The organism is Serratia sp. SA088 (assembly GCF_049065515.1).
GTDB lineage: Bacteria > Pseudomonadota > Gammaproteobacteria > Enterobacterales > Enterobacteriaceae > Serratia > Serratia nematodiphila.
The window spans coordinates 318035-329773 of the sequence record NZ_JBAKGW010000002.1 but is presented as its reverse complement, the minus strand read 5'-3'; the positions used below and the strand labels follow the sequence as shown (position 1 = coordinate 329773).

At 57.2% G+C, this 11739-nt stretch carries 10 protein-coding genes; 4 read left to right on the top strand and 6 right to left on the bottom strand.

All coding sequences use genetic code 11. From position 1 onward, the window contains the following. Window positions 1-2: 2 nt before the first annotated feature. From ACOWVD_RS06500 to ACOWVD_RS06475, 6 genes are all read right to left on the bottom strand, one after another. Complete coding sequence (locus ACOWVD_RS06500) at window positions 3-1388, bottom strand: glycoside hydrolase (protein WP_048323015.1); 1386 nt, start codon at window positions 1386-1388, stop codon at window positions 3-5. Between the two features lie 24 nt (window positions 1389-1412). Continuing rightward, window positions 1413-2972, bottom strand: a complete 1560-nt coding sequence (locus ACOWVD_RS06495) for a PTS transporter subunit EIIC (protein ID WP_049240226.1) — start codon at window positions 2970-2972, stop codon at window positions 1413-1415. 218 nt (window positions 2973-3190) lie between these two features. Beyond that, window positions 3191-3973 (bottom strand): spermidine/putrescine ABC transporter permease PotC, encoded by a 783-nt coding sequence (potC, locus tag ACOWVD_RS06490; RefSeq protein ID WP_421105509.1) that lies wholly within the window; start codon window positions 3971-3973, stop codon window positions 3191-3193. Then, window positions 3970-4830 carry a spermidine/putrescine ABC transporter permease PotB gene (gene potB, locus ACOWVD_RS06485; RefSeq protein ID WP_004941149.1) on the bottom strand — a complete coding sequence of 287 codons (861 nt, stop codon included), beginning with the start codon at window positions 4828-4830 and terminating at the stop codon, window positions 3970-3972. The genes potC and potB overlap by 4 nt, the downstream gene beginning before the upstream one ends. Beyond that, entirely contained in the window at window positions 4814-5929 is a 1116-nt protein-coding gene (potA, locus tag ACOWVD_RS06480) for a spermidine/putrescine ABC transporter ATP-binding protein PotA (RefSeq protein WP_004941151.1), read from the bottom strand. Before potA ends, potB begins: the two co-directional genes overlap by 17 nt. A gap of 8 nt (window positions 5930-5937) precedes the next feature. Further along, entirely contained in the window at window positions 5938-6228 is a 291-nt protein-coding gene (locus tag ACOWVD_RS06475; protein ID WP_421105508.1) for a hypothetical protein, read from the bottom strand. Window positions 6229-6285: 57 nt separating this feature from the next. Between ACOWVD_RS06475 and pepT the strand changes: the two genes are divergently transcribed. The 4 genes from pepT to ACOWVD_RS06455 all read left to right on the top strand — a co-directional run bounded on the left by pepT (window position 6286) and on the right by ACOWVD_RS06455 (window position 11509). Continuing rightward, window positions 6286-7515, top strand: a complete 1230-nt coding sequence (pepT, locus tag ACOWVD_RS06470) for a peptidase T (protein WP_004941154.1) — start codon at window positions 6286-6288, stop codon at window positions 7513-7515. Between the two features lie 313 nt (window positions 7516-7828). Further along, window positions 7829-8959: a tail fiber domain-containing protein gene (locus ACOWVD_RS06465; protein ID WP_164095008.1), complete on the top strand. Its 1131-nt coding sequence runs from the start codon at window positions 7829-7831 to the stop codon at window positions 8957-8959. 157 nt (window positions 8960-9116) lie between these two features. Next, a complete protein-coding gene (locus ACOWVD_RS06460) occupies window positions 9117-11240 on the top strand; it encodes an S-type pyocin domain-containing protein (RefSeq protein ID WP_421105507.1) in 2124 nt (707 codons plus the stop codon). Further along, window positions 11237-11509: a hypothetical protein gene (locus tag ACOWVD_RS06455; RefSeq protein ID WP_015377598.1), complete on the top strand. Its 273-nt coding sequence runs from the start codon at window positions 11237-11239 to the stop codon at window positions 11507-11509. Before ACOWVD_RS06460 ends, ACOWVD_RS06455 begins: the two co-directional genes overlap by 4 nt. Window positions 11510-11739: the final 230 nt, after the last annotated feature.

Below are 11739 nucleotides of genomic sequence, written 5' to 3'. Positions count from 1 at the left end.
GTTTAGCGCCAGTGCCCGGCATACGCGCGGTGGGCCTGCAGGTACTCCTCCACCAGCGTTTTCGCCAGCGAGTAGGAGTTGACCAGCGGGTGCACCATCAGCGCTTTGATGGCCAGTTGGCGGTTGCCGGTCAGGATCGCCGCCACCGCCAGCCGTTCGTACTCTTTCACCTGCGAAATCAGGTTTTTCTGGGTGTCGGGAATATCGCGCATTTTGACCGGCTGAATGCCGGCGCTGCTCAATTCGCAGCTGATTTCGATCACGTCATCCGGGTGCAGAAAATCGAGCGTGTCGCGGTTTTGCATCGACACCACCACGCGTTTTTGCCGGCCGCTGTTGACCGCCTCCAGAATGTCGATCGCCACCCCGGCATAGCCGCCGCTGTCCGGCTGCTCGATAAACTGTTGCAGCGTCAGCATCTCGCGCGTTTTCACCTTGCCCTGGTTGGACTCGCGCTGCATGTAGGAGTTTTCGCGCTGCAGATAATGGCTGAAATAGACAGAGAAGGCGTGTTCCAACTGGTGGGGGATGTCCAGCTCGCCTAACTCTGACAGCATTTGGCGGTTGATCGCCGCGATTTGTTCGCCGCGGGTCTCGCCGCCCGCGACGATGGCGGCGATCGCCTGCTCACGATAGTAGTAATAATAGAGATACTCGTTGAGCATCAAATTGTCCGACAGCGCCACCAACTCTGGCGAGAAGTATTTCATGCAGGTATCACGATACAGGCGCGGATCCGCCAGCAACCGTTCCGTGACCGGTTCGCCGTTGACGCGCGCATTGCGGAACCAGGAAAGATGGTTGAGGCCGAAGCAGTCGACGCTCAGTTGGTCTTCGCGGCAGCCCAGCAGCTCGGCCAGTTCGCGGATAAACTCGCTGGGGGCGTCGCAGATGCCATAGACCCGGCGCTGGAAGCCGGATTTGATGATCGCCTCGGTCACCATGCCGGAAGGATTGGTGAAGTTGAACAGGACCGCGTCCGGTGAGGAAACCTGTTCGATCAGGCGGCAATAGTCGAGGATCGCCGGAATCGAACGCATCGCCATGGCGAAGCCGCCGGCGCCGGTGGTTTCTTGCCCGAGCAACTGGTGATTGAGTGCGATGCGCTCGTCATGGATGCGGCCTTCCTCGCCGCCGATGCGCAGGGTGGTGATGATGTAGTCGGCGCCTTGCAGCGCCTGGCGCGGATCGCTGCTGAGGCTGAAAGCAATGTCGCCGCGAATGCGCTGGAATACGCCCTGCGCGAGGGCGCCGTAGATCGCCAGATGGCGCTCATCGGTATCCATAAACACCACTTCGGTAATGCCGATGCGATGGGCGTTATAGGCGATGGATTTGGCGAGGAACGGGGAACGCACGCCGCCGCCGCCGAGAACGGTTAATTTCATTCGATATCTCCCATTAATAAAGCGTTAGAGTGTCGCTAAATATTTTTCTACCTGATTTTTGACCTTGCCGACCGTGACGCCGTAAATTACCTGCACTTCACGGCGATTCTTCACTACGCCTTTGGCGCCGGTGCTTTTTAACGCGGCTTCATCCACCCGCGTCATATCCTTTAATTCCACCCGCAGTCGGGTAAAACAGTTATCGACGGAAATAATGTTTTCCTTGCCTCCCAGCGCGCGAATAATGATGCCGCTCGGCTCGCCCGGGGTATTTTTGCGGTTCCGGTAATCCTGTTTGGAATAGAGTCTGACGTCCTGATCATCTTCACGACCCGGCGTCTTCAGATTGAGCTTCAGCACCAGCGTTTTGAACACCAGGTAATACACCGCAAACTGCACCAGGCCGATGACCACGTACAGCGGCCAGCGGGTGAGGGAAACCGGCAGCGGCAGGTTATAGGCCAGGAACTCGACCAGCCCGCTGGCGCCCCAGGGGCGCACCTGGAACAGGTTGCAGACCACCTGCGACAGCGCGGTCAACACGGCGTGGATCACCCACAGCAGCGGAGAGATAAACAGGAAGGTGAACTCTATCGGCTCGGTGATGCCGACCAGGATCGAGGTGGTGATGGCCGGGATTAGAATCGCCTTGGCCAGCATTTTCTTTTCCGGCTTGGCGGTGTGATAGAAAGCCAATGCCGCGCCCGACAGGCCGAAGATGGTCACCATCCCTTGCTGCGAGAAGCGCAGCGCTTCGTTCATCAGCGGCGAGATGCTCGGGTCGCGCATATAGGCCAGGAAAATCGCCTGCGAGCCGGAGACGGTCTGGCCGTCCTGCACGATCGAACCGCCGATGCTGGTAAGCTGGAACGGCGACCAGATAAAGTGGTGCAGCCCGGTGGGGATCAGGAATTTCTCAAAGAAGCCGTAGACGAATACCCCGAGCGAGCCGGCGCTTTTCATAAAGCCGGTCAGCGCGATCAGGCCCTGTGAGATCGCCGGCCACAGGTAGCTGAAGGCGACGGCGTACAGCATGATGATCGGCGTCATGGCAATCAGCACCAGCTTGGCGCCGCCGTAGACCGAGAACACGCCGTTGAGTTCGACGTTGCACAGGCGGTTATGCACCCAGGCGATGGTGACGCCGAGGATAAGACCAAGGAAAATGCCCATATCCACCACGGTAAAACCCAGCAACTCCGTCTGCCCGGTGCCGTAATATTCGCCGTTGATCTTGGCCGCGACGTGGCCGCTGAATTGCAGATAAGAAGAATTGGCGCCGAGGAACATGATAAAGCACATCACGGCGACCAGCGCCGCTTCGCTTTTCTTGTCTTTGGCCAGGCCGTAGGTAATGCCGATGCAGAAAATCAGCCCGAGGTTGCCGAATAATGGCCAGAAGGTATCGCCGATCATTTTACCGATAGAAAAGACGGCGGAATGTTCATTGATTAATGTGGCATTGGTGAGAATAGAACTGAGCGCCAGGATCAGACCGATTACCGGCAGGAAAAATATCGGCCCCATCATGGCTTTGGAGAAAAGCTGCAGCTTGCTTAAGATATTATCGATAATACCTTTCATGGCAGTTCCTTTTTATATTTTAATGGATGACGACGTTGCTGAATAAACTCCCTGGAAGCGAGAAAAAATAAGGCACCTTGCCTGAGTTCAGTTATAGGGGGAAGTTTTCGCCGCTGCAATCGGCGGGGCGGAAATAGGCACCGATGGTCAGGGAGTGACAACCGGTGCCGGTTGTGAAGGGGATCACAACCGGGCGCCGCAGCGCCCGGCGGGAAGGGTTACTCGGCCTTGGGCGAGCGATCGCGCATCACCCACTGGCTGGCGATCACCAGCACCAGCGACAGCAGCAGCAAAATGGTGGCCAGCGCGTTGACCTCCGGCGAGACGCCGACTTTCACCATCGAGTAGATCTTCAGCGGCAAAATCTCGTAGCTCGGCCCGGTGACGAAGGAGGAGACCACCACGTCGTCCATCGACAGGGTGAAGCTCAGCAGCCAACCGGCCGCCACCGCCGGCATCGCCAGCGGCAGGATGACTTTGCGCAGGATGGTGAACTCGCTTGCGCCGAGATCGCGCGCGGCTTCCAGCATCTTCACGTCGAAGCCTTTCAGGCGCGCGTAGACGGTCACCACCACGAACGGCAGGCAGAAGGTGATGTGCGAGAACAGCAACGACCAGAAGCCGAGCGAAATGCCCAGCAGCATGAACAGCACCAGCAGCGAGATGGCCATCACGATGTCCGGCGACATCATCACCACGAACAGCATGCCGCCGACAAACGGTTTGCCGCGGAAGCGGTAGCGGTACAGCGCCACCGCGGTCAGCGAGCCGATCAGCGTGGCGAAGGTGGCGGAGAGCACCGCCATGGTCAGCGAGTGGCCCGCGGCCTGCAGCAGGCTGTCGTTATTCAGCAGGGTGCTGTACCACTTGGTGGTAAACCCTTGCCAATTGATGCCGAAGCGCGAGGCGTTGAAGGAGTTGACGATCAGGATGACGATCGGGATATACAGATAGGCGTATACCAGCGTCATAAAGCCGCCGCGCAGCAGACGTCCGATCATGCCAGATCCTCCTTCTTGTTCAGCAGGCGTGCGGCCCGGTAATAAACCAGCAGCAACAGCCCCATCACCAGCGTCAGGCAGATGCTGGTGGCCGCGCCGAACGGCCAGTCGCGGATATTGAGGAACTGGCTTTTAATCACGTTGCCGATCAGCAGGTTTTTGGCGCCGCCCATCAGATCGGCGACGAAAAACAGCCCCATCGCCGGCAGCACCACCAGCAGGCAGCCGGCGATAATGCCCGGCATGGTCAGCGGCACGATGATGCGGATAAAGGTTTGCAGCTTGCTGGCGCCGAGGTCGCGCGCCGCCTCCAGGCAGGACTTATCGAGCTTTTCGATGCTGGAGTAGAGCGGCATCACCATAAACGGCAACAGGATATACACCAGGCCGAGGACGACCGCTTCCGAGGTGTACATGATGCGCAGCGGCTTGTCGATGACGCCGATCCACAGCAGCGCGTCGTTGAGATAGCCGCGGGTGCTGAGAAACAGCTTCAGGCCGTAGATGCGGATCAGCGAGTTGGTCCAGAAGGGCACGATCAGCAGAAACAGCAGCAGCGGCCGCACCTTCTGCGGCAACCGCGCCAGGATAAAGGCGAACGGATAGCCGATCGCCAGGCAGCACAGGGTGGCGATCAGCGCCATGTTCAGCGAGTGCAGCAGCACCTGGGCGTACAACGGATCGAACAAGCGCCGGTAGTTGTCCAGCGTGAACACCATCTGCACCAGGTTGGCGTCGTCGCGGGTCAGGAAGCTGGCGCCGATGATCATCAGGTTCGGCATGAACACGAACAGCAACAGCCAGGCGACGACGCCGACGATCACCACATTCTGGAAGACTTTACGCGATTTCTTCATCGGCCAGCACCACCTCCCAGCTTTCAACCCAGGTTACCGCCATCTTCTGATTGAGCGAGTGATCGACGTCCGGATCGTCTTCGTTGAAGAACTCGCTGACCATCACCGTTTTGCCGCTCTCCAGCTCGACCACCGATTCCAGCGTCATGCCTTTGTAGTTGCGCTCGCGCACGTAGCCGATCAGCCCGTCGTGCTGCGCGCTGTCGTTCACTTCTTCCACCCGCAGATCCTCCGGACGCAGCAGCACCTTCAGCTTTTGGCCCGGCTCTACCGGCAGATCGGCGTAGATGTCGCACTCGCGGCCTTCCACGTTGGCGCGCACCCGCTGCGGATCGAGGCGTTGCAGGACCACCGCGTCGAAGATGTTGATCTCGCCGATGAAGCTGGCGACGAACAGGTTCTTCGGCTCTTCGTAGATCTCACGCGGCGTGCCGTCCTGCTCAATGCGGCCTTCGCGCATCACCACGATGCGATCCGACATGGTCAGCGCCTCTTCCTGATCGTGGGTGACGAACACGAAGGTGATGCCCAGTTTGCGCTGCAGCGCTTTCAGTTCGTTCTGCATCTGCTTGCGCAGCTTGTAGTCCAGCGCCGACAGCGATTCGTCCAGCAGCAGCACCTTCGGCTTGTTGACCACCGCGCGGGCGATGGCCACGCGCTGCTGTTGGCCGCCGGAGAGCTGGCCCGGCCGCCGCTTGGCAAAGTCGTCCAGCTGCACCATGCGCAGCGCCTCTTCGACGCGCGGCGTCAGTTCCGCCGCCGGCACCTTTTGCATGCGCAGGCCGAAGGCGACGTTGTCGAACACCGACATGTGCGGAAACAGAGCGTAGCTTTGAAACACGGTGTTGACGTGGCGATGTTCGGCCGGAATGGCGGTGATGTCCTGGCCGTCGAGCACGATGCGGCCCACATCGGCGTCTTCCAGACCGGCGATCAGGCGCAGCACCGTGGTTTTGCCACAGCCGGAGGGGCCGAGAATGGTGAGGAATTCGCCGTGGTTAATCGTCAGATCCAGATCGGCAATGATGGTTTTGCCATCGAACGCTTTGCTCAGGGCATGCAGTTCAACAAGGGGAGTCGGAGAGGATGTCTCAGTCATTTATCGTATTACTCTATCCCGTGGGCTAATGCAGATAGAACCGTAACTGGAAAAGACTGCCGGAGCTTGCGGGAATGCCCGCTGATCAAATGAAGCTCAAACCAGTTACGCCAATGGAAATTTTTCGAGCGCGCATGATAGACGCTGAATGCCGGAATTGAAAGCCGATCCGGCCCAGATGCCGCGTTTTTCATTATGATAGCGACAAATGACCCTGTGATGACAGCATTATTCCCCTCAGAAATCATCACAAAGATTAATGATATTGGCGAATTCTGGTTAAAAATGACCTGACGCAATATTTGATCCTGATCGGTTCCGCATAATGAAACGCGATATTCTGAGGGGCCGCTACCATGGACAAATTACTTGACCGCTTTTTCAACTACGTCTCTTTCGACACCCAGTCCAAAGCGAACGTAAAGCATGTGCCGAGCACCGACGGGCAGTTGAAGCTGGCGCGTGCATTGCAGCAGGAAATGATCGCGCTCGGCTTCGAGCGGGTGTCGCTCAGCGAACACGGCTGCGTGATGGGCACCTGGCCGGGTAACGTCGCCTGGCCGGTGCCGGCGGTCGGTTTCATCGCCCATCTGGATACTTCGCCGGATTTCAGCGGTAAACACGTCAATCCGCAGATCGTCGAGAACTATCGCGGCGGCGACATTGCGCTCGGCATCGGTGATGAAGTGCTGTCGCCGGTGATGTTCCCGATCCTGCACCAAATGCTGGGGCAGACGCTGATCACCACCGACGGCAAAACGCTGCTGGGCGCCGACGACAAGGCGGGCATCGCCGAGATCCTCACCGCCATGGTGCGCCTGCGCGCGCGCAAGATCCCGCACGGCGACATCCGCGTGGCCTTCACTCCGGACGAGGAGGTGGGCAAGGGGGCGCAGCTGTTCGACGTGGCGGCCTTCAATGCGGAATGGGCCTACACGGTGGACGGCGGCGGCGTCGGCGAGCTGGAGTGCGAAAACTTCAACGCCGCCTCGGTGACGATCAAAATCCTCGGCAACAGCGTACACCCCGGCAGCGCCAAGGGAGTGATGGTCAACGCGCTGTCGCTGGCGACCCGCATTCATCAGGCGCTGCCGGCGGACGAAGCGCCGGAGACCACCGAAGGCTACCAGGGCTTTTATCATCTCAGCAGCATCAAGGGCAGCGTGGAGCGCGCCGAAATGCACTACATTCTGCGCGACTTCGAGCGCGAAGGGTTCGAGGCGCGCAAGCGCAAGATGGTGGACATCGCTCGCGAGGTCGGCAAAGGTCTGCCGCGCGATTGCTATATCGAAGTGAGCATCGAAGACAGCTATTACAACATGCGCGAACAGGTGGCGGAGCACCCGCACGTGATCGCGCTGGCGCAGCAGGCGATGCGCGATTGCGACATCGAACCGGTGATGAAGCCGATCCGCGGCGGCACCGACGGCGCGCAGCTGTCGTTCCGCGGCCTGCCGTGCCCGAACCTGTTCACCGGCGGCTACAACTACCACGGCAAGCACGAGTTCGTGACGCTGGAAGGCATGGAGCAAGCGGTGGCGGTGATCATGCGCATCGCGGCGCTGGCCGCCGAGCGGGCGCGGTAAACACCTTCGTTCCCCGGCCGGCTTGGCCGGCCCGCATTCCCTTTTCTGATCCGCCCGGCGGGGCTCAGCGCGCCCGCCGTTATCTTCTTCTGTTCTCTTTACGGTTCCCAGTCTCATGGTTGTTTCGTTCACCACACAACCCGCGGTGAGGGAATCCTATTATCCTTCGAGATAAAGTGCTGGTTATACGTACAGCGTTGCTGTGTGCTTAACCGGTTTTACAGCTTCGGTGTGGTGAGCCCAGTCGCCAGGGGATGCTGGGGGAATGAGCGCTGTTAACCGCCATCAAACAGGACGTAAGAGGGTAACAATCATGGCAGAAGAAAAGAAAAATGCTCAGGTGATTAACGGCGTTAACGACGATATTACCGAACTGAAATCGCTGTCTACGCTGCGCCAGCGCGTGGTCAGCGACGGTGAAATCGTCTCCAAATCGGCCAATGGTTTTCGGCTGGCAAATGGCAATACCGGCGTGATGCTGCGTAACGACGGCCAAAACTTTTATATGCTGGCCACGCTTGAAGGACAGGCTCAGAGCGGGCAGTGGAGCACATTACGTCCTTTCGGATTTAACCTCTCTTCCGGCAGGGTTGCGTTGCTTAATGGTGTTGATATCTCAGGCGGAGCAACGGTTTCACACAATGCCGGTATTTCCGCGGTGACCACCGGCCCGGCCTCCCTCATCAATGGGCAAGTCTATAACTCTGCGTCTGTCAAAAGTGATTTCACCGGTGGCGGAGTCACCTCATCCATTGTAATGGGGACTCGTGTTATTCCTGGCAAGGATAATTTGGGTGTGATCTCTTATCGTGACTGGCAGGGAAACTGGAATGAACTCCAGGTCAGAGCTAACGCTGAGCTTTCGGTGGGGCAACTGATCAAACGCAATCCCGATGGATGGATTTCAGCACAGGGAAACAAAAGCGTTGATAACAACACTGGGCGTGTCACTAATGGGTTGCACCTGCAAGGCCACCAGGACAGATATGTTAGCGTATACCACCATGAAATCCTTGGTTCCCACCATAAGCTTGTATTCCGCGTTGCTAACACCGGGGCAGATGGCTGGTTTGCTTTCCATAACGACGGTAACGCTTTTGCCAACGGCGCCTGGCACAGCAGCTCCGACGCCCGCATGAAAACGGACATCACCCAGATTGCCGGCGCATTGGACAAGCTGGCCAATATCGGCGGCTACACCTACCTCAAACAGGGCGTACCGGAGGCCGGGGTGATCGCTCAGGAAGTGGAGAGCGTATTGCCGCAGTCGGTCACCCAAACCGAATTAAAACTTAATGACGGCAGCGTGCTGAAGGATGCGCGGGGCATCAATATCAACGGCGTGGTAGCGCTGTTGGTTGAGGCGCTTAAGGAAGAACGAGCGGCCCGAGAAACGCTGGAATCGCGGTTGGCGGCGTTGGAAGGCAAAATTCTCGACCAATAACAATAATGAAACGGCGATTTATTCAATCTCTGTGAGCCGGAAATAAAATTGAGAGTCCAGCGACGCAGAAATATTTCTGTGTGTTGATGCTTTTCCGAAAGGGAATAAATCGCCTTCAGTGCATCTGATGGAATAGTAATATCCAGGAGAAAATAATATGCCACAGGAACTGAATGGCCATGGTCCTACCGCTGGAGATTATATGGGCGGCAGCGGCGATAATCTCAATGCTCGACCTGATGGTTCGACGCCAGGCGGCTCGAACGGTAATGGCGGCAGAGACAGTAGCAGCAGTGGGAACACCCAGGCGGCAGCCATGCAGCGACAGATGAACGCCATTTTAAGTGACGTCAACTTTAATAATGTGCTGAAAGAGTTACAAAAAAAAGTGCGTGCGGTGGCGCCTTACGCAAAGGTTTACCTTAGTGGTGTTGATTATACCGGCAGAGTACAAGTGAGTGTTGATGGAATTAGAAGCTCGGAGGAAGCTGCCGTTAGCAACGCTATCGCATCCGTTTCACAGGTTAAAAACGTACTAGGCATGGGGTTCCCTAATCAAGGTGGAGTCGGGTTCTCAGGGAATATAGATACCGGACATGGAATCGGAAATTATCAAGGTGTTCCTAATGGAAACCATAATGGCAGTAATTCTGCCGCAGAGGATAAGGCGTCATTAGCCACCTATTCCGAGGTGCTTAATGGAACAATCCCACCGGGTTTCTGGCTTGATAATAATAGGGTGATGACAGAAATTACGGAGCAGTATGAGATCAGCGGCGGCGGCAAAGGGAGCGATCGCACAGGGTATCGACAACGTAATGTCGAAGTGCCTTCTTTAACCTCAGCCTATCAACAATTTAAGCAGGTAGAACGAGAAGTGGCCGAAGAGGCCCGTAAAGCTGAGGAGGCCCGAAAGGCGGAAGAGGCTCGCAGAGCCGAAGAAGCTCGTAAAGCTGAGGAGGCTCGCAAAGCCGAGGAAGCCCGAAAGGCGGAAGATGCACGCAAGGTAGAAGCAGCCAGAAAAGCGTTGTTCGCCAAAGCGGGTATTATGGACGCTCCGGCGTATACGCCGGAAAAGCTAAAAGCGGCCAATGCGGCGTTGGCGGCAGCAGGTGCCATGGTGCTCAACCGTGCGCCCGCGATGCTGCAGACGTCGGTAATCGGGCAAGGCGTGATGACGACCACGAGCGAACTGGCCGGCTGGGCAGCGAGCGCGTCGTGGCGGGCAGCCTACGAAATTGGCAGTATACGCGCCGGCACTGTGGTCGCCGCCGGATCGGTGCTGGGGACTTTTGCCCTTGGTTTCTACCCGTCGGAGGTCGGTGCAGGGAGCGACCGGGTACCCGGGCGGGATGTCAATTTGTTTGCCCTCCAGGCGAGCCTGGCGGCAGCGGGCCGGGCGACCATCCAGCCCGGCATGACCTCGGTCGATTTGCCGGTGCGCGGGTTTATCACCACCGACGACGACGGGAGACAGAGCGTCAACTTTGTCAGGACGGGGGGTGGCGGCGTATCGCCGAGTGTGCCGGTATTCAGACCCGTTCGCGATGAGCTGACGGGGCTGGACAAAATCACGCTGCCGGCGGTGGCAGGCGCACCGGCCAGAACGATACTGATCAACCCGGTGCCGACCGGGCCAGCCGCGCCGGCGCATACCGGCAACGGCTCACCGGGGCCTAAATCGCCAGTGCATACCGGCACCGGCATCAGGCAGGCGGACAGCATCGTGGTCACCACCTTCCCGGCGGATGTGGTGCAGGATCTGCAAGACTTTATCCTGTGGCAGCCGGATGCGACGGAGATTGGTGTAGAGGCCATCTATGTGATGGTGAACAAGCCCTATGGTGAAACCAACGCCAGGGGCAAATACAGCGGTCGTGAATACAACACCAATAAAGCTGGGGGCCCCATCCAGAATCTGGATTGGAAAGGGGCCAGCATCGACCGTGCCGGCGTGGATAAGGTGAAGCTGCATACTGGGCGTTTTACAGAGTCAGACGCTAACAAAGTGATGATCGGCCGCCTGGAAAAAATCTTGAAGGGAGAACTGCCTCCCACCGATACTGACAGGCGATTTTATACACATGAGATCAGGGAATTGGAGCGTTATCGCAATTTGGGTATTAGAGATGGATCGGTGCCAGATAATCAAGGGGAAGTGTGGAATAATACGCATACTGCGACGTTGGAAGATTATCAATTAGGCAACAGCGAGACTTTGCTCTATACGCAGGAGGCTTTAGACGCTGCTGAACAACAAGAGTTGAGGATGCTAAAATGATTGATTTAGAACGCTTGGCAAAAGAAGAAAAAATTTCTGACGTCATTGCCTTTTTGGTGAGAAATGAGGATGGGTTTGGTTATCCCCAAATGGATCGATTCTTTAGTCGCCATAATTTTACAGTAATTGGGAATGGTGAATTCAGACGGGTGTTCGAACAGTTACGTCAGAATGGCGTTATTGAATGGGGTGACAAAATGCTTGTTAAAAAAGGCCCCAACTGGAAAGAGCCGAAATTTGTAACCGAGAAAAAATACGGTATCGAATAGCCATAGTTATGGTCTGATTAGTGCATCTTTAACCCCCAGCAAACGAAATTTTGTTGGGGGTTTTCTTTTTTGGCTGGTGGGGGCGCCATAACCTGAGCCTTGTGCCGGGTGGCTAAAGTAGCGGCGCCCGCTCTTTTCGTCGCCTGGGCTAACGTGCGGATACCATAGTTAAAACGGGACGCTTGCGATTATCATAATCGCTTGCCGCAACAAGGCGTTGCTCATAGTGT

Bases quoted from the DNA above. Each gene is read 5' to 3' on its own strand.
- ACOWVD_RS06500 (WP_048323015.1), bottom strand. From the start codon at position 1,388: ATGAAATTAACCGTTCTCGGCGGCGGCGGCGTGCGTTCCCCGTTCCTC.
- ACOWVD_RS06495 (WP_049240226.1), bottom strand. From the start codon at position 2,972: ATGAAAGGTATTATCGATAATATCTTAAGCAAGCTGCAGCTTTTCTCC.
- potC (WP_421105509.1), bottom strand. From the start codon at position 3,973: ATGATCGGACGTCTGCTGCGCGGCGGCTTTATGACGCTGGTATACGCC.
- potB (WP_004941149.1), bottom strand. From the start codon at position 4,830: ATGAAGAAATCGCGTAAAGTCTTCCAGAATGTGGTGATCGTCGGCGTC.
- potA (WP_004941151.1), bottom strand. From the start codon at position 5,929: ATGACTGAGACATCCTCTCCGACTCCCCTTGTTGAACTGCATGCCCTG.
- pepT (WP_004941154.1), top strand. From the start codon at position 6,286: ATGGACAAATTACTTGACCGCTTTTTCAACTACGTCTCTTTCGACACC.
- ACOWVD_RS06465 (WP_164095008.1), top strand. From the start codon at position 7,829: ATGGCAGAAGAAAAGAAAAATGCTCAGGTGATTAACGGCGTTAACGAC.
- ACOWVD_RS06460 (WP_421105507.1), top strand. From the start codon at position 9,117: ATGCCACAGGAACTGAATGGCCATGGTCCTACCGCTGGAGATTATATG.
- ACOWVD_RS06455 (WP_015377598.1), top strand. From the start codon at position 11,237: ATGATTGATTTAGAACGCTTGGCAAAAGAAGAAAAAATTTCTGACGTC.